Raw genomic sequence first — 19,350 nt, 5'->3', positions numbered from 1 at the left:
CGCACCATGGACGGTTAATTCATAAACGTATACGGCTGATAGAAATCCTCGCCCAGCCAGTGATAGGCCGCAGGCTGCGTCGCCAGCGGTTTACGAAGATAACTGGCCGCTGTATTCACATCGCCCTTTCCGCTGTACACCGCGTAATCCGGATACGGGAAGACCGGACGGGAAGCCGCCCCGGCCGGGATTTTCTCCAGACGGATATCGGTCGCTGGCTGTTTGCCGCGCTCTGGCATCGGCTGGCCGAACTGGATCTTCTGCTCTTTCGCTGCCTGATACGTGGTAATGCTGTCCGGCGCGATGCCTTTCTCCACCCAGTTCATCATCGGCGTGAGGAAATCCACCAGACTCGGGCCTTCACCGCCTGAGCAGTGATGCACGCCCGGCAACAGATACAGACGCTCAAACTGATCGCGGCTCGTCGCGCCCATCACATGGCCTACCGCCTGATGATACGCCACGGAATTGAGCGGGGAGATATGCGGATCTGCCCAACCATGCCAGATAATCAGCTTGCCGCCCGCCGCCTTGAATGCCGAGAGATCCGGATTGGTGGCATCGTAAAGGGGGTGCATTTTACGCAGTTCGTCAAATCCGGCTTCGGTGAATTTCACGTCTTTCAGCGTAAAATGTTCAGCCGGATTTTTTTCATAACTCAGAAATTTCAGCGATGGCAGCGCGATAAACGAGCTGAAAATCGGATCGCTGGCTTTTTCCGGCACAAACACGCCTTCCCACGCCAGTTCTGAACCCGGTTGCGGTCCGCCAACGGTCAGTTTCGCACCGGTCTTCGGATCAACCGGTCCGGCGTACAATTTGGTTAATGTCGAGATTTCAGCGGCTGACAGGCAGTTTTCCTGCGCAGCATCCGTTTTGCAGGCCATCGCGGCAATATCCACATGACAGCTTTGCGGATCGGCAATCAGGCCGTCGGTCTGGCCGTCCAGGGCGTCACATTGTTTCAATACCGCGTTATGGATCAGCGGCAAACGGGAAGCCACAATCACCGCGTTGCCATCCGGCCCGGTATTCGCCAGCGCCTGCCACGCGTGATAGACGGCGTTTTGCGACTGGAAGTTCATCGCCGCCGCACCGGCAATCACACCGTTGAAATCATGCGGAAAACGTTGCGCTTCCATCAGGGCTTCGCGACCGCCATCAGAACAGCCGTTGAAATAGGAATACGCCGGCGCACGCCCGTAGTATTCCGCGATCAGTTTCTTCGACACCTGAGCCGTCAGATGCTGGCTGCGGTAGGCGAAATCTTTGCGCTTTTGCGGATCTTTACCGAAATCCACTTCCTGCATGGAATGCCCCATGTCGGTGGCGGCCATCACGAAACCGTTGGTTTGCAATGGCGTACAACCGGCTGCCGCGCCGATTTGCAGCGAGATATTGCCGCACAAGCCCCCGCAACCGATTTGCATATAACGTTGCTGCCAGGAAGACACCGGCAAAATCACTTTAAAGCCGATGGCCGGATGCAGATTGCCGTCCACCTCGCAGGCCGGTGCGCCGTTGACGGTGATTTCTTTCGCTGAGGTGATGCGGCTGCCCTCGCCGCCGATGTCAGTCAGCGACACCTTGCTGAGATCGGCGCAGGCTTTTACCGGTTTAACAATATCCAGCGACGGAGCCGCTGTATTTTCAGCCGCTGAACTTAAAGAAGAATATCCCGCGAATAAAAGAGGAAACAGGCACAGCGCGCGCCAGTGTCGTTTGAGGCTTATTAATTTCATAACCATTCCTTTGAATAAAAATTCAGAATTTGTCATAAGAATTATAATGATGGCAGAAATAATAAATAATGGCGTTTACCGCACCCGGTGTAATGATTCCGGCGGCAGTTGCAACAAAGCATGAATGAGAAAAACCGCAGACAACAAAGGGGAAATAACCCTTTCATTCTCTGCGGTAAAAAAACAGGGACGTTATTTGTTATGCCAGTAAGCCACGCAGCGAACAAAATTCGCGTCCAGCCCGCGATTTTCCACGAAATAATCATTCAGCCCTTTGGCGAATTTCCCTTCGCCGGTTGCCCAGATGTAATAATCGCTTTCCGGCAGGAACAGGCTTTTCAGTTTCTTCACCACGGCGTCATCCTCCTGATAACCGTGGTGCACGTCACTGACAATCCACTCAATGTTGAACTCTTTTTCGTCATCTAAGTAGCTGATACAAGAGGCGTCTTTCACTTTCACCAGCACGGTAATCTTAGCGTCGGATCCGGCCTGTTTCAGCTCGCGCAGACGGCGTTTTACCGCCGGAAGACCGGTTTCGTCGCACACATACAACTGCCAGGCGTAAGTGGTCGGGATGATCAGGGAACCACGCGGCCCGCCGATAATCAGTTTATCGCCCGGCTTCGCGCCAGCCGCCCATTCACTGGCTACGCCGCCGTCGTGAAGATAGAAATCCAGCGTGAGTTCATGGGCTTGCGCATCAAAATGCAGCGGCGTGTATTCGCGGTTCAGCGGACGCGGCCCTTCGCCCCAGACAATACCTTCTTCTGTCGCGGCCGGTGGCGTGATCACATCACCGGGATTGGCCGGGAAAAACAATTTGATATGGTCGTCGAAGCCGCGCGAGGTAAAGCCCTTCAGCTCGTCGCCGGTTAACACGATGCGTTTAAAACAACCGGCGATGGTTTCGCTGCTTTTTACCGTGATATGACGAAAAACCAGTTCATTTTTTACCCGGACAGCCAGGTTTGCGGCAGGGGTTTCGGGGCGATGTTGTTCCATCAGACTCTCTCTTATGAAATAGGATTTTCTGAAAGATATATCTTAGTCATGTTTTACGCAACCCCGAAAAGCGTAAGTAAAACACGCGGAATTTACCTCAACGGCCTGCCGCTATAGCCCATTTCTCAGAACGTAGTGCAAAGATTTCGTTAAGGAACGCATTTTTCTTTATCATTTTGTTGATAACAATTATCAGTATCATTATCATTCGCACAAAGCTCAAATGGGTAATGCATTAAAATAAACCCATAATTTATAAGGAATAGGGCTTTTTCATGGAAGATTTTAAACAGATGACCAGCGCGTCTGATTTGTCGAAAGGCAGTACATGCGAGCAGAACTTAAAAAATCAGTGCAGGACACATAACAAATGTTCAAATCCTTTACACAGCAGGGTTTGGTGAAAAACGTCATTTTCATGGGGACGATCCTCACCACCACCTTCAACGTTAATGCAGCGGACGCAGTTAAAAACAACACCGATCTTACCGCCAGCAACACGCCATCTTCTGAGGCCATCAAGAAAAAGCCGGTGCGTACTGCACAGGATCTGGCGCAGAACAATGAAGAAGTCATGACCGTCACGGAAACGATGCCGGATAAAAAACCGGGCTCGAAAACCACCATCACGGCCGCCGATATGCAAAAACGTGGCGGGAATGATTTCGGCACCATTATGCGTTATGAGCCGCTGATCACCGCGACCGGCTCCAGCGGCGGCTCCGGCAACGGCAAAAGCGGTTTCGACCGCAACGGTTACACCGGCTACAACATTCGTGGTCTGGAAAGCAACCGCGTCGGCATTGACGTTGACGGCATCCCGCAACCCAATGCCACCGGCCGCAGCTATGCCAGCCGCGCAGGTCTGGGGACATCCGGCATTGGCCGTGATTACATCGACCCGTACATTTACGGTCAGGTCGATATCGAATCCGGCGCCACCTCTGCCGATCGCGCCAATTCCTCCATCGGCGGTGCCGTTTCCTTCCTGCCAAAATCCGCCGACGATTACCTGCGTCCGGGCAAGGAAACCTATTTCGGTTACCAGTCAGATTATGATTCTTCCGACCGTTCCTGGCACAACGGCATCACTGCCGCTGCCGGTGACGAAACCCTGCGTGGCCTGATTGCCATCAGCCGCCGCGACGGACAGGAAACCGAAAATAACAGCGGTACGCACGACGCCTACCCGGCAAACTGGCACTCTGACGCCATCATGACCTCTGTGATCTGGCAGCCAAATGACGAACATAAAGTCACCGGCACGCTGGATTACTACGAAAAAGTGAACCACACCCATTACGACACCTGGAACAGCGCGGGCAGTAGCATTATCGGCACCGCACAGCAGCAAAGTAACACCCGCCGCTGGGGCGCGAGCCTGAAAGACGAATGGACGCCGTTCAACGATTACGCGGATGCCGTGGTGTCCAAAGTGTATTACCAGTACACCCAGGCGCACGACAACACCTACATGCCGAATTCCAGCGGCGAGATGATGAACGTCTACTCCAACTATGACGTCAACACCTTCGGCGGGGAAACCAGCTGGCTGAAAACGCTGGGTCGTCATGAACTGAGCGCCGGTCTCAACGCCCGTATGTCGAATACGGAACGTCCGTTCCGCGAAAGCCCGGATCAGAGTGTTTACACCACCATCATGCAGCCGGAAGCGAACAGCCGTTCTTATACTCTCGGCGGCTTCCTGCAGGACACCATGAAGTTTGACCTCGATGGCCATAACTTCTCCATCGTTCCGGCGGTGCGTGTGGCCTATCAGAACACCAAAGCCAAAGACCTGTCCGATTTGTCGAACAGCACGGTATCTGAAGATCAGGTTTCCACTTTGTACGGGAAAGCCAACACGGATACGCAGGTTCTGCCGTCTCTGGCATTTACCTATGACATCACGCCTAAGCTGATGACTTACCTGCAATACCGTCGTGGCGCCCAGTTCCCGGATGCCAGCCAGCTTTATGGCTCATGGAACCTTGGCTCTTCTTACGCCGGTTCCCAGCAATATGCGCTGATCGGTAATACCAACCTGAAGACCGAAACCAGCAATAACTTCGAGTGGGGCATGAAGGGTGAAGCGACGGAAGGCGTGACCTTCAAGACGTCGGTGTTCTACAACACCTACAAAAACTTCATTGCTAACACCCGTTACACCCGTGCGGGCAGCCCGGGCATGTTCACCAACGTGCCTTCCAATATTTATACGATTTATCAGGCAGAAAACCGCGATGAAGCCTTTATCTACGGGGGCGATCTGAGTACCAAAATCAACTACGGTACCTGGTTCAGCAGCGTCGACGGCCTGAGCACCAGCTTCGCACTGGGCTATGCCAAAGGTGAGTCTAAATCCAGCTACGAAGGCGACAAATACGTTGACCTCGACAGCGTACCGCCAATGAAATTTGTGGCCGGCGTGGCATGGGATGATCCATCAGGAATTTACGGAACCGCACTGACAGCCACCTTCGTGAAAGGCAAAAAAGCCGAAGCGACCAGCCGCCAGAGCTACACCAACAGCGGTACCGCACTGACCAGCTCCACCACCGAATACATGAACGTGCCGGGTTATGGCATGGTGGATGCGACGGCGTACTGGAAAGTCGCTAAGAACGTCAAACTCAGCGGTGGCGTCTATAACATCACCGACCGCAAATACTGGGATTATCTGAGCAGCCGCACACTGACCGACACCACCAACCAGGATGCTTATAACAAAGCTCTGGCCGTGATGCCGGGTCGCAGCTTCCAGCTGGGCGTGAACGTCGATTTCTAATCTTCGTTAACCCCCCGCAACACCACAGGCGTCATGTGCAAACATGGCGCTTTTTTTTTGCACCTTCCTGTCCGTCCGCACGGTTCACCTTTCGCCCTGTCGTTAGAATGAGCACCGGTATTTCCCCTTTTAACGAGAGATTACATGGAATTAATCAGAAAGCCCCTGACCCTCGCACTGGCGCTGCTGTTGTTACCGGCAGGCGTCTGCGCCACCACAACCCTGCGCTACACCGATCACGAACCTCTGGGGGCCATGCGCACCCGCTTTATAAAGGACGTATTTTTCCCCGCGATTGAAAAAGAATCCCAGGGTCGCCTGAAAATTGAAGACCACTGGAACGGTGAACTCTCCACCGGCTACGACGCACTTCGCACGATACGTGAGGGCAACACCGCCGATATCGGCATTGTGGTGCCGGAATATGCGGCCAAAGATCTGCCGCTGCATCAGGTTTTCAAAAGTTTTCCGGTCGGCCCGTCCGGTGACAAACAGATAGAATTCTTCCGCCGCGTTTATGCGGAAATCCCGGCCTTCTCCGCTGAGCTGAAACAAAACGGTGTGGTAAATCTCTTTCCCGCTACCGGTTATCCGGTGGCCTTTTTCAGCACGCATCCGCTAAAAAACCTTCAGGATATTAAAGGCACCACCTGGCGTTCAGCCAGTTTCTGGCATCAGGATTTCCTGCGTAATGCGGGCGCGACGCCGGTGACCATGCCGTGGGGCAAGCAAACGGTCAATGCGTTTAAGACCGGACAACTCGACGGCATCATGGTTAATGTCGACAGCGGTTACGACCTCAAAGTCCACAAAATGGCCCCCGACGTCTTAGTCTCGAAAGAGCTATGGCTCGGTCATGTTTACCTGCTGGTGATGAATCAGAAGGTCTGGAACGGACTGGCGCAGGAAGATAAAGACGCCATCACCCGCGCCGCTGACATCGCCCGTAAAACGGCCGGTTCGGTGATGGATAAGCATTTTGAACCCCAGCTGGCCGCCCTGCGAAAAGACGGCGCAAAGGTCCGCATCCTGCAACACAGCGAGATCATGCACTGGCAGAAAGTGACGCGCTATCAGGAAAGTCAGGCCCGTTGGGTGAAGGAGCAGCAAGCCGCTGGCGTTGAGGATGCCGCCCCCGCCCTGCAACAAGTCAGTAAAATCATGGCAGACGTGATGAAATAAACGTGACACCGTCACAATACTATGACTTTTTCGCAATGCTTACACGGCAAAAAGAGCAGGAGGGCATCTTTTTGCCGTTCATCGGTAAATCAGGGAGTTAGCCGCCTTCCCGAGTGTTAAGAAGTGTCAGCAGGCCGTTTCCCCTTACCCACGCAGTGGCTATTTAGTCGATGTAAAACAACCGGTTAACACTATCCTTACGTAATTTTCCCGCCCTGACACCGGCTTGCCCCGAAAACCCACAAGATATATCTTGAGGCCATCGGGAATAACGGAAGGAGAGAAAACATGAGCGGAACTGCACCTGCCGCACGGCGTAAAAGCAAACTGTTCACCCGTCAGGAACTGACGCTGTTCGTTTTGCATCTGATCCAGATAAACCCGGCGCACGGCTATGAAATCATCAAAACGATTGAAGGCTATTCGATGGGGGCTTATATCCCCAGCCCCGGCGTGATTTACCCGATCCTGTCGCAGATTGTCGAACGCGGTTTTGCCACGGCGGCGGAAATCGAAGGCGGAAAAAAACAATTTTCCATGACCTCTGCCGGTTCTGAATTTCTGGCAGCCAGAAGAAACGAAATCCGCGATATAGAAGAAAAAATGAAAACCCGCGTGATTGAGAATAACCCGCCCCCTGCGCCTGAAATGATTTATGCCATCGAGAATTTAAAAATTACCGTACGGACCAAAGACTATAACGGTGATATTACGCCGGAAAAATATGATCTGATCATTCACTATATCAACGAGGTCACGAAGAAAATTCATGACTTATAAATAAGCTGATTCTTTAAATAAACCTGACGACAACCTGACTGTTTTATTTCGATAAAACAGCCGGGACGCCTTTTGCCTTTTATTCTCTTGTTATTATTTACGGACACCAAAATGCCTTTATTAAGACCTTCCTGCTTAATTATGCTTTTCGCACTGAGCGGTTGTGATAATTCACCAGCCGCTCCACCTGCCGCCGCGCCCACTGAAGTGGGCGTCGTCACCTTAAAAGCACAGCCTTTCAATCTGGTGAGCGAATTAACCGGACGCACCACCGCCACGCTGACGGCGGATGTCCGCCCGCAGGTCGGCGGCATTATTCAGAAACGCTTATTCATGGAAGGCGATACGGTGAAAGCCGGTCAGGCGTTGTATCAGATTGATCCGTCGTCGTACAAAGCCACTTACGATCAGGCGGCGGCCGCGCTGAAAAGTGCCAATGCGCTGGTGCTCTCTGATTGCCAGAAAGCGCGCCGGTATGCGGTGCTGGTGAAAGAGCAAGGCGTGTCACAACAGGATGCGGAAGACGCGCAGTCGGCCTGTGCCGAAGACCGCGCCAGCGTCGATGAAAAAGTCGCCGCGCTGGAAGCGGCAAAAATCAATCTCGACTGGACGCGGGTCACCTCGCCGATTGCCGGGCGTATCGGGATCTCTTCGGTCACGCCGGGCGCACTGGTGTCCGCCGCGCAGGACACCGCGCTGGCAACGGTACGCAATCTCGATTCGATGTATGTCGATCTCACCCGCTCCAGCGCGGATTTGCTCAGCCTGCGTAAACGTGCGGTGGCCGCAAACAGCGAGGCGCTGGGTGTCACGCTCACATTAGAAGACGGCTCGGTGTACCCGGAAAAAGGCCGTCTCGAACTGACTGAAGTGGCGGTAGATGAAGCCACCGGTTCCGTCACCCTGCGCGCCGTGTTCCCCAATCCGAAACACGTGTTGCTGCCGGGCATGTTTATCCGCGCCGACGTGGATGAAGGCGTGATTGAAAACGCCATACTCGCGCCGCAGCAGGGCATCACGCGGGATGCCAAAGGTGATGCCACCGCGCTGGTGGTCACCGCCGCCGGTAAAGTCGAACAACGTGATGTGGAAACCGGTGAAGCCACCGGCACAAACTGGCTGATCGTCAAAGGCTTGCAGGCCGGTGACCGCGTGCTGGTGGAAGGCAACGACAAGGTCACCGTGGGCGATACGGTGAAAGCGGTTGAAGTGAAGAATACCGCCACCAAAAGCACAGAAGGAGCTGCCTGATGTTCTCCCGCTTCTTTGTGCGTCGCCCGGTGTTTGCCTGGGTGATTGCCATTCTGATCATGATGGCCGGGATTATGGCGATCCGCACCCTGCCGGTGGCGCAGTATCCGGACGTCGCGCCGCCGTCAGTCAAAATCAAAGCCACCTACTCCGGTGCGAATGCCGAAACCCTGGAAAACAGCGTCACGCAGGTCATCGAACAACAGCTGACCGGGCTGGATAATCTGCTTTATTTCAGCTCCAGCAGCAGTTCCGACGGCTCGGTGGATATCACCGTCACCTTCAAACAGGGCACGAATGCCGATACCGCACAGGTGCAGGTGCAGAACAAAGTTCAGCAGGCGGAATCGCGTCTGCCGACAGAAGTGCAGGAAGCCGGGGTAACGGTCACTAAATCGCAGTCCAGCTTCCTGCTGATCATGGCGGTGTACGACAAAACCGACAAGGCCAGCAGTTCGGATATCGCCGACTGGCTGGTGAGTAATATGCAGGATCCGCTGGCGCGCGTCAGCGGCGTCGGCAGTTTGCAGGTGTTTGGCGCGGAATACGCCATGCGCATCTGGATGGATCCGACCAAACTGGCGGCCTATGACCTGATGCCGTCAGATGTGGAAACCGCCATCGAAGCGCAGAACGTGCAGATCTCCGCCGGTAAAATTGGCGGCCTGCCCTCTTCAGATTCCCAGCAACTGACCGCCACCGTGCGTGCGCAATCACGTCTGCAAACGCCGGAGCAGTTCCGCAATATCATCGTCAAAGGTAACAGCGGCGGCGCGGTGGTGCGCATCAGTGATATCGCCCGCGTCGAAATGGGCAGCGAAGATTACACCGCCGCCTCTCAGCTGAACGGCCATCCGGCAGCGGGCATGGCGGTGATGTTATCGCCGGGTGCCAATGCGCTCGACACCGCCACGCTGGTGAAAAACACCATCAGCGAATACCAGCGCAGCATGCCGAAAGGCTACGATGTCGCCTACCCGAAAGACAGCACCGAATTCATCAAAGTCTCAGTCGAAGACGTGATCAAAACGCTGATCGAAGCCATCGTGCTGGTGATCGTGGTGATGTACCTGTTTATGCAGAATCTGCGCGCCACGCTGATCCCGGCGCTGGCGGTGCCGGTGGTGCTGCTCGGCACATTCGGCGTGCTGGCGCTGTTCGGCTATTCGATAAACACCCTGACGCTGTTTGCCATGGTGCTGGCGATCGGGCTGCTGGTGGATGATGCCATCGTGGTGGTGGAAAATGTCGAGCGCATCATGCGTGATGAAGGGCTTTCCGCCCGCGACGCCACCGAAAAATCGATGGGGGAAATCTCCGGTGCGCTGGTGGCAATTGCGCTGGTGCTCTCCGCCGTGTTCCTGCCAATGGCGTTTTTCGGCGGTTCCACCGGCGTGATCTACCGCCAGTTCTCGGTCACCATTATTTCCGCCATGATGCTCTCGGTGGTGGTGGCGCTGACCCTGACTCCGGCGCTGTGCGGCGCGTTCCTGCGTCATAAACCGCAGGCGACGACCGGTTTCTTCGGCGGCTTCAACCGTCTGTATTCACGCACCGAACAACGTTACGAAAACGGTGTCACCCATGTGCAGCGCCGTCCGGTGGTGATGGTGCTGATTTACGGTGCGATGGCGGCGCTGATGGGCGTGCTGATGTGGCAACTGCCGACCAGCTTCCTGCCGTCAGAAGATCAGGGCGAAGTGATGGTGCAATACACCCTGCCCGCCGGAGCCACCGCTAACCGCACGCAGGCCGTCAACTCACGCGTAACGCAGTGGTTCCTCGACAACGAAAAAGCCAATACCAACGTCATTTTCACCATCACCGGCTTTAACTTCAGCGGCAGCGGGCAGAATGCCGGGATGGCGTTTGTGTCGCTGAAAAACTGGGATGACAGACCGGGTAGCGCCAACACCGCGCAGGCCGTCGCCGGTCGCGCAATGCAGGATCTGTCCGTGATCCGCGATGCCAACGTGATTGCCATGACGCCGCCTTCCGTCGACGGTCTCGGGCAAAGCAACGGCTTCACCTTTGAACTGATGTCCACCGGCGGCACCAGCCGTGCCGACCTGTTGAAACTGCGCACCGAACTGCTGGCCATGGCGGCAAACAGTCCGGAACTGCAATCGGTTCGCGCCAACGATCTGCCGCAGATGCCACAGCTTCAGGTTGATATCGACAACAACAAAGCCGTGGCGCTCGGGCTGACGCTCAGCGACGTCACCGCCACCCTGAGCAGCGCGTGGGGCGGCACCTACGTCAATGATTTCGTCGATCGCGGCCGCGTCAAGGAAGTGTATATCCAGGGCGACAGCCAGTTCCGATCCAAACCGGCGGATCTGAATAAATGGTTTGTGCGCACCAGCGACGGCACCAGCATGACGCCGTTCTCCGCCTTCGCCACCACGCACTGGACCTACGGCCCGGAAAGCCTCGCACGCTATAACGGTTCGACCTCCTACGAAATTCAGGGCGAAAACACCGACGGTTACAGTTCCGGTGCGGCCATGGCAAAAATGGAAGCGCTGGCGGATAAATTACCCACCGGTTCAACCTGGGCGTGGAGCGGATTGTCCCTGCAGGAAAAGCTCGCCAGCGGGCAGGCACTCAGCCTGTATGCCATCTCGATTCTGGTGGTCTTCCTGTGTCTCGCCGCGCTGTACGAAAGCTGGTCCGTGCCGTTCTCGGTGATCCTGGTGATCCCGCTCGGCCTGCTTGGCGCCTCCCTTGCCGCCGAACTGCGCGGGCTGAATAACGACGTCTATTTCCAGGTGGCGCTACTGACCACCATCGGCCTGTCGTCGAAGAACGCCATTCTGATTGTTGAGTTCGCCGAAGCGGCATTGAAACAAGGCAGCACCCTTACCGCCGCCGCGCTTTCCGCCGCCCGCACCCGTTTGCGCCCGATCCTGATGACCTCGCTGGCCTTTATCGCCGGGGTGCTGCCGCTGGCGGTCGCGACCGGTGCAGGGGCGAACAGCCGCATCGCCATCGGTACCGGCATTATTGGTGGCACCGTGACGGCCACCTTACTGGCTATTTTCTTTGTTCCGCTGTTCTTCGTGCTGGTGAAGAAAGTCTTCACCGGTCATAAAGACGCGCAGGAGTAAGCATGATTTTTCGTCTGAGTATTATTTCGCTGTCACTGTTACTGGCGGGCTGTATTTCGCTGGATCCTGATTATCAGCGCCCTTCCGCGCCGGTGCCTGCCGTCTGGCCTGCGCAGGGCACGCAGCCTGCGGCCACCACGGTGCTGAGCGACTGGCAGCACATCATGACCGATGCGCGTCTCAACGCCGTGGTCGCGAAGGCGCTGACCAGCAACCGCGACATGCAGGAAGCCATCGCCGATATCGAATCCGCCAAAGCCCTGTATGGCGAACAACGCGCCAGTCTGTTCCCGACGCTGGACGCCGATCTGACGCAAACCCGCAGCCGGACGCAGGATGCGGGGGTCAGCAGTACGGCCACCGCTGACGGCGCGGTGAGCAGTTTTGAAATCGATCTGTTTGGCCGTAACCGCAGCCTGAGCACGGCGACCAAAGAAACCTGGCTTGCCAGCGAATCGACCGCACAGAACACCCGCCTGACGCTGATTTCAGAAACCAGCACCGCGTGGATCACGCTGGCGGCGGACAACAGCAATCTTAAACTGGCGCAGGACACCCTGAAAAGTGCGGCGGATTCGCTGCGCATCACGCAACTGCGCCAGAAAGAAGGCGTCGCCTCGGGGCCGGATGTCAGTTCTTCGATGGCGATTTATCAGCAGGCGCGCGCCAGTGTTGCCAGCTATCAGACTCTGGTTGCACAGGACATCAACGCCCTGAATCTGCTGGTGGGTGACACTGTGCCGCAAAACCTGCTGCCGAGTACGCTGGAGGAACTCACTCCGCAGGCCATCGCGCTGGTGCCCGCCGGGGTGTCTTCCTCCTTATTGTTGCGCCGTCCTGACGTGCAGGAAGCGGAGCACAACCTGAAAGGTGCAAATGCAGATATCGGCGCGGCGCGGGCGAATTTCTTCCCGACGCTGTCGCTGACTGCCAGCGCAGGCGTCGGCAGCACCTCGCTGTCGAACCTGTTCAGTCACGGCACCAACGTCTGGTCATTCGCCCCCAGCCTGACGCTGCCCCTGTTTACCGGTGGCAGTAATACCGCGCAGTTGCGCTACGCCGAAGCCCAGAGAAAGGGGCTGATTGCCGCCTATGAAAAAGCCATTCAGAGCGCCTTTAAGGATGTCGCCAACGCCCTCGCCCGCCGCGCCACACTCAGCGAGCAGATGGATGCCCAGCAGCAGTACGTCGCGTCAGCACAGCGCAGTTACGATCTGGCGCGCCGCAGTTATGAAACCGGCGCGGGAGATTATCTGACGGTGCTGACTGACCAGCGTTCGCTGTGGTCGGCGCAGACCGATCTGATCGCCCTGCAACAGACGGATTTTGAGAACCGCATTACCCTGTGGCAATCATTGGGGGGCGGCGTGAAATAGCACCGGAGGGCCTGAGGGCACTTGCAGCTTTATGTGTCGCGCCAATATAGCGCTACACTATAGAGCTGCAATGTCACCTGCCAGGAGCGAATATAATGAACAGAGAACTGAATGATTTTGAACGTTTTGTCATTGAAAACAAAGGGACAGAACGCCCGAATACCGGCGAGTATAACGACCATTTTTCACCGGGCCGTTATGTCTGCAAACGATGTTCCGCCCCGCTGTATTCTTCAGAACATAAATTTGAATCCCATTGCGGCTGGCCCGCTTTCGACGATGAAATTCCGGGCGCGGTAGAACGTGTGCCGGATGCCGATGGCCGCAGAACGGAAATTGTCTGTGCTAACTGCAAGGCACATCTGGGACATGTGTTTGAGGGGGAATATTTAACCGAGAAGAATTTGCGTCACTGTGTGAATTCCGTCTCCATGATATTTGAAAGTGCCGATGAACAAGGGAATTATCATCCGGTGGAATAAACACGATATTTTATTTGTGGTAAAAAACAAATAAAAAAAAAGGGCCGTACAGGGACAGCCCTTAAAAGGAAGAATTCCAACAGTATATTATAATGGCATGATGTTTACCCGTTACGGGTTGCTCTTAAACATCATGCCGGTATTATAATGAGATCAGATTTTGTTTCTATTCTCATTACGTCTGTATAAAGTAATAACTTCGTAAGTCCCGTATAGTATTACCACGTTTTACCAATATTAAACTGGAACTGTTCCGCGCTGTCGCCTTCATATTTCACCAGCGGCTGGGCATAAGAAAATACCAGCGGGCCGAGTGGTGATTGCCATTGCAATGCAATACCGCTGGAAACACGGATATGCATCGGATCACTGTAATCCGGAATACCCGCCGCCTCGGTGGCCGCCGTGTTTTGCCATTTGGTGTCCCAGACAGTGCCGGAATCAACAAACAATGACGTCCGCACCGAACTGGCGTATTTCTCGCTGATAAACGGTGTCGGCACATACAATTCCGCACTGGCGATCGCCATCGCATTCCCGCCCACCGCATCGGTGGATTTGCTCACCGGACAGGTGGAATACGAACTGTCTGCGCTGCTGCATTTGTAATACGCCGCTTTCGGCCCGATGGTGTTGGACGAGAAGCCGCGCACCGAGCTGGAACCGCCCGCATAGAAGTTATCGTAGAACGGCACCTCGTTGCTGCCGATGCCTGCCGCATAACCGGCTTTGGCACGGCCCATCAGCACCCAGTCTGATGTGTCACTCAGCGAAATGTAGTGGTTAGCATCGAAAGTGATTTTGTAATAACTGTCGTCCGAGCCAGGCGTGGTCACTTTGGCGGCCAGGCTGGCGCGGGTACCGGAAGACGGGAAGAAGCCACGGTTCAGGTCGTTATACGCCCAGCCGACGCTGGCGAAGAAATCGTTGGTGCGCAGCTCGGCATCGCTGTTGGTGGAGGTGGTGACCAGCCCCGGCTTGACGCCGCTGGCATTAAGATAGCGCCAGACCGCCACCTGTGGCTCCATGTCAGTGAGCGTGCTGTGGACGTAATCCAGCCCCAGATTCAGCGTATTGTTTTCGCTGACCGGCAGCCCCAGATTCATGCCTGCGCCGTAACTTTGCAGGTTGTACGCCGCCAGATCGTCGTCTTCCGCGTCGTAGTGGTTGTAGAACACTTTGCCGCCAAGACTGACGCCATCGACCGTGTAATACGGGTTGGTCGCCGAGACTTCGACATAGGTCTGGTACGAGTTACGCGTACCGCTGAAACTGACCGTGTTACCGCTGCCGAGCCAGTTATCCTGCGTCACGCCCAACTGATAACTGATTCCGCTGTCGGTGCCGTACCCCACGCCCACGTTGAAAGTGCCGGTGTTACGCTCTTTCACTTTGTACACCACATCAACCTGATCGGAAGATCCCGGCACCGGCTGCGTATCCACATCCACCGTGTCGAAATAGCCGGTGCGGTTGAGGCGGTCTTTGCCTTTCTGCACCAGATCGTTGCCCAGCCACGCGCCTTCCATCTGACGCATTTCGCGGCGCAGCACTTCATCTTTAGACGTGTCATTGCCTTCAAAACGGATGCGGCGCACCGAATACCGGTTGCCGGTGTCCACACTGATCCTCAGTTTCACGGTTTTATCCGCGTCATTGATGTCGCTTTGTGTGGTGACGTGCGGATAGGCATAACCGTAGCGCCCCAGCAGATTTTTAATATCGCCTTCAACTTTGGTGATCTTCGCGCCGTTGTACAACTCCCCGGCAGGAATGGCGGCCAGCGCTTCGATTTCTGACGTATGACCGGCCATGCTGCCGCTGACCACCACGCCGGAAATTTTATATTGCTCACCCTCCGTCATATTGACGGTAATATAAATGCCTTTCTTATCCGGCGTTAAACTGACCTGCGTGGAATCAATATTAAAACGGGCATAACCGCGATCGAGATAAAAACTGCGCAGCGTTTCTAAATCGCCGGACAGTTTTTGTTTTTCATATTTCTTATCGCCAATCACATTCCACCACGGCACTTCATCGCGCAGCTGAAAATGGGCGATTAAATCGTCAGTGGTGAAGGCTCTATTCCCCACGATATTAATTTGCTGAATTTTGGCCGACATGCCTTCGGTAAAGACCAGTTTTACATCCACACGGTTACGCGGCAGCGGCGTGACCACGGCTTTTACGCTGGCACTGTACTTGCCCACGCTGTAGTAGAAATCCTCCAGCCCCTTCTCAATCGACGAAATGGTGGTGCGGTCCAGCGCGTCGCCGACGCGGATCCCTGAGGCTTCCAGGTTTTGCTGCAACATCTCGTCTTTGATGGCTTTGTTGCCGGAGAAGGTAATGCTCGCGATGGTTGGCCGCTCTTTCACCTGAACAATCAGGGTATTACCGTCCTGCAGCACCTTCACATCATCAAAGTTGCCGGTCGCGAACAGCGCGCGGATGGTCTGGCTGATATCGTCATCGGAGACCGAATCGCCCACCCGGACGGGAATGCTTAGTAACGCCGCGCCCACCGTGACCCGCTGTAGCCCTTCAACGTGGATATCCCTGACAACAAAGCTGTCAGCAGCGAAAACCGAGGTGCTGCTGAACAGCAGTGACGCCAGGAGTAATTTTTTCATTGTCATGTGATCCGTGCTCGCCGTTTTACTACTAACAAAAAGTGTCTGTTAACGGAAAGATTCTGCTATCAGAAGAAATAACCTCGCTAACAGACTGCCGGCAATATAGGAGGTTCAGCGGCACAGATTTGATTTTCGTAAAACAGGACGTTCTGTTACGCATTACTTACGTTATTTTCGGCGGATGAACAGTTGCAGTACGGGCAACGTCGTCGGACCCGGTTACCCGTGAGAGGAAAACGCCTTTAAGGTCGCGCTGTCAGGTAATGCGGTCATTGCGCCTCTGGCGGTAGTGGCAAGCGCCCCGCAGGCCAGCGCCTGATGAATGATGGGGTGACAAATGTTGTCCGACGCCAGCGGCCAGTGCTGCGCCAGTCCGGTCAGCAACCCGGCGACAAAGGCATCTCCTGCCCCGGTAGTATCCACCGCCCGCACTTCGGGTGCCGGATAATGCTTCAGGCTGGCATTTTTCTTCCGGTAAACCGACACGCCATGTTTACCCTGTGTGACCAGCAACATTTCGGGATTATAGCGATCGCACAGGCGCAGCATTCCTTCCGACAGCAGCGATTCACCGGTCAGAAATTCCAGTTCATCCTCCGAGATTTTAATGACATCCGCCAGCGACAAGGCGCGGGCAAGGTTTTCGCGCAATTGCGCTTCATCAGGCCACACGTCATGGCGGATATTGGGATCAAAACAGACATAACCGCCTGCCGCTTTTATTTTTGCCATTGCCAGAAAGGCGGAAGACCGTGACGGTTCTGCGGAGAGCGCAATCGAACACAAGTGTAAAAACTGTCCTGCGCTAAACGCCGGAATGTCGGTGGCCTGGAGGAATAAATCCGCGCCCGGACGCACCATAAATGTGAAGGAACGCTCGCCGTCAGCGTCGTTTTCCACCACCACCGTGGAAGTGCGGTGATGCGGGTCAGACATCATGCAATCAGTATTGACTCCTTCATCGCGGAGCGTTTTCATCAGGAACCTGCCGAACGGATCATCCCCCACGCGGCCGATAAAGGCGCTGTCGCCACCGAGACGGCAAACACCGACGGCAACGTTGGCGGGTGCCCCTCCCGGGCATTTTAATAAGCGGCCATCTTCTTCGGCGATCAAATCCACCACGGCATCGCCCAACACCCAAATCCGGTTATTCATCTTCATTCCCTTTTATAAATCCTGATAAATCGTCTGTGGATAAAATAGAAGAACCGGTTTAGCTAATCAAGCGCAAATGAATTTTCGGAATCAAAGATCGAATTGCCAACAGGATCACAATTTCACGACAAGACTGGTGAACTTCGTTGCCTAAACACAGGCGGAGTGCTTATTGTGCTCAGGAAAACCAGTTTAGCAATTTAGCAAAATGGTTTTCCCATAATAATTAAACTTCCTCTGAAGGGATAAAAATGATGATCAAACCTCGCTATCTTGCTGTTGCTATTGGACTTATTCTTTCTTCTGCCGCCCAGGGAGCCGATCTTTCTTCCAGTGCAATTGAAGCCCGCTTTGCGGCGATGGAAAAACGACTACAACTCGCCGAAAGCCGCGCCGCTAAGGCCGAAGCCCGTGCTACGCAGGCAGAACACCAGGTTAAACAACTTGAGACACGCACCGCCAGCAACGAACAGCAAACCCGTCAGGTGGCGAAGACGGCTGAAATCAACCAGCAGCAAACTGCCGATGTGGCTAAACGCACCGAAACGTTAGCCGGCAATGCCAAAAGCAACAGCAGTGATAACAGCGGGTTTAAATTCAGTGGTTATGCCCGTTCCGGCGTGATCATGAATGATTCTGGCACCTCAACGGAAAGTGGCCCGTACGTCACGCCAGCCGGACAAACAGGCGGTGCAGTCGGGCGTCTGGGTAACGAAAATAACACCTACGTCGAACTGAATCTGGAGCACAACCAGACGATGGCCAGCGGCGCGACCTCCCGCTACAAAGTCATGCTGGCTGATGGTCAGCGCAGCTACAACGACTGGACCGGCGCGACCAGCGACTTAAATATCCGTCAGGCGTTTGTCGAACTGGGGTCACTGCCGACGTTCACCGGGGTCTGGAAAGATTCCACACTGTGGGCGGGTAAACGTTTTGACCGCGATAACTTCGATATTCACTGGCTGGATTCGGACATTATCTTCCTGGCGGGTACCGGCGGCGGGATCTACGACGTCAAATGGGGCGATAACCTGAAAAGTAACTTCTCGCTTTACGGAAGAAACTTTGACGATCTGAAAGACGACAATAACGACGACACCCGCATCGAAAACTACATTGTCACGGCCAACAACTATGCCGGGCCATTCCAGTGGATGCTGAGCGGCCTGCGTGCCAAAAATAATCAGGATCGTGAAAATACCGGCAACCGGGGGATCAGCACCGCGGCGGACACTGGCTTCCACACGATGCTGGCGTATCACGGCGACAGTTTCTACGGTCTGCGCGAGGGGACATCGAAAACAGCCTTGCTTTACGGGCACGGGCTGGGAGCAGAAGTGAAAGCACTTGGCTCTGACGGACGGCTGACGGACGATGCCAGTACGCTGCGTGTGGCAACGTATGGCATCACGCCGATCAGCAAAAACTGGAGTATTGCCCCGGCGGTTCTGGCGCAGCAGAGCAAAGACCGTTATGTCTCTGGCGATGATTACAAATGGCTGACCTTTAACACCCGTCTTATCCAGCAAATTACCGAAAACTTCGAGCTGGCGTATGAAGGCAGCTATCAGTATATGGATCTCAATCCACAGGGTTACAGCGATTACAACAAAGTGAAAGGCGGTTTCTACAAACTGACCTTCGCACCGACCTTCAAGGTCGGCGATATCAGCGACATGCTGAGCCGTCCGGAAATCCGCTTCTTCGCCACTTACATGGACTGGAGCAAAGAGCTCGACAGTTATTCTTCCGCAGATTCATTTGGTACTGACGGATTCACGGCAGGCGGCCAGTGGAACTTCGGCATCCAGATGGAAACTTGGTTCTAAACAGC

11 protein-coding genes and 1 pseudogene are annotated in these 19,350 nt (G+C 54.9%); 8 read left to right on the top strand and 4 right to left on the bottom strand.

Annotation, left to right across the window (positions count from 1 at the left end; translation table 11 throughout):
* Positions 1-14: 14 nt before the first annotated feature.
* Positions 15-1,742, bottom strand: a complete 1,728-nt coding sequence (locus J9880_RS23840) for a tannase/feruloyl esterase family alpha/beta hydrolase (protein WP_232770599.1) — start codon at positions 1,740-1,742, stop codon at positions 15-17.
* A 192-nt stretch (positions 1,743-1,934) separates the two neighbouring features.
* Positions 1,935-2,747 carry a siderophore-interacting protein gene (locus J9880_RS23835; protein WP_133822493.1) on the bottom strand — a complete coding sequence of 271 codons (813 nt, stop codon included), beginning with the start codon at positions 2,745-2,747 and terminating at the stop codon, positions 1,935-1,937.
* Between the two features lie 370 nt (positions 2,748-3,117).
* Here J9880_RS23835 and J9880_RS23830 point away from each other — a divergent pair, with 370 nt between their 5' ends.
* From J9880_RS23830 to J9880_RS23800, 7 genes and pseudogenes are all read left to right on the top strand, one after another.
* A complete protein-coding gene (locus tag J9880_RS23830) occupies positions 3,118-5,535 on the top strand; it encodes a TonB-dependent receptor domain-containing protein (protein WP_131693550.1) in 2,418 nt (805 codons plus the stop codon).
* Between the two features lie 144 nt (positions 5,536-5,679).
* Positions 5,680-6,717, top strand: a complete 1,038-nt coding sequence (gene dctP / locus J9880_RS23825; protein WP_232770598.1) for a TRAP transporter substrate-binding protein DctP — start codon at positions 5,680-5,682, stop codon at positions 6,715-6,717.
* A gap of 288 nt (positions 6,718-7,005) precedes the next feature.
* Positions 7,006-7,497, top strand: a complete 492-nt coding sequence (locus tag J9880_RS23820) for a PadR family transcriptional regulator (RefSeq protein ID WP_119824678.1) — start codon at positions 7,006-7,008, stop codon at positions 7,495-7,497.
* A gap of 111 nt (positions 7,498-7,608) precedes the next feature.
* On the top strand, positions 7,609-8,748 hold the full coding sequence (locus tag J9880_RS23815; protein ID WP_232770597.1) for an efflux RND transporter periplasmic adaptor subunit: 1,140 nt from the start codon (positions 7,609-7,611) through the stop codon (positions 8,746-8,748).
* Positions 8,748-11,858 carry an efflux RND transporter permease subunit gene (locus J9880_RS23810; protein ID WP_232770596.1) on the top strand — a complete coding sequence of 1,037 codons (3,111 nt, stop codon included), beginning with the start codon at positions 8,748-8,750 and terminating at the stop codon, positions 11,856-11,858. The genes J9880_RS23815 and J9880_RS23810 overlap by 1 nt, the downstream gene beginning before the upstream one ends.
* 5 nt (positions 11,859-11,863) lie before the next feature.
* Entirely contained in the window at positions 11,864-13,234 is a 1,371-nt protein-coding gene (locus J9880_RS23805) for an efflux transporter outer membrane subunit (RefSeq protein ID WP_232770920.1), read from the top strand.
* 95 nt (positions 13,235-13,329) lie between these two features.
* Positions 13,330-13,689 (top strand): annotated as a pseudogene (locus J9880_RS23800) (methionine-R-sulfoxide reductase); the annotation flags it as partial.
* A gap of 245 nt (positions 13,690-13,934) precedes the next feature.
* On the opposite strand, the gene bamA reads toward J9880_RS23800, so the two are convergent.
* A complete protein-coding gene (gene bamA, locus J9880_RS23795; RefSeq protein WP_232770595.1) occupies positions 13,935-16,358 on the bottom strand; it encodes an outer membrane protein assembly factor BamA in 2,424 nt (807 codons plus the stop codon).
* A 216-nt stretch (positions 16,359-16,574) separates the two neighbouring features.
* Positions 16,575-17,513 carry an aminoimidazole riboside kinase gene (locus J9880_RS23790; protein ID WP_131693553.1) on the bottom strand — a complete coding sequence of 313 codons (939 nt, stop codon included), beginning with the start codon at positions 17,511-17,513 and terminating at the stop codon, positions 16,575-16,577.
* A gap of 251 nt (positions 17,514-17,764) precedes the next feature.
* Between J9880_RS23790 and J9880_RS23785 the strand changes: the two genes are divergently transcribed.
* On the top strand, positions 17,765-19,345 hold the full coding sequence (locus tag J9880_RS23785; RefSeq protein ID WP_232770594.1) for a carbohydrate porin: 1,581 nt from the start codon (positions 17,765-17,767) through the stop codon (positions 19,343-19,345).
* The last annotated feature ends 5 nt before the right edge of the window (positions 19,346-19,350 follow it).

This window comes from Rahnella victoriana (assembly GCF_021276285.1).
Classification (GTDB): domain Bacteria; phylum Pseudomonadota; class Gammaproteobacteria; order Enterobacterales; family Enterobacteriaceae; genus Rahnella; species Rahnella victoriana.
This window is presented reverse-complemented; position numbering and strand designations above follow the sequence as displayed.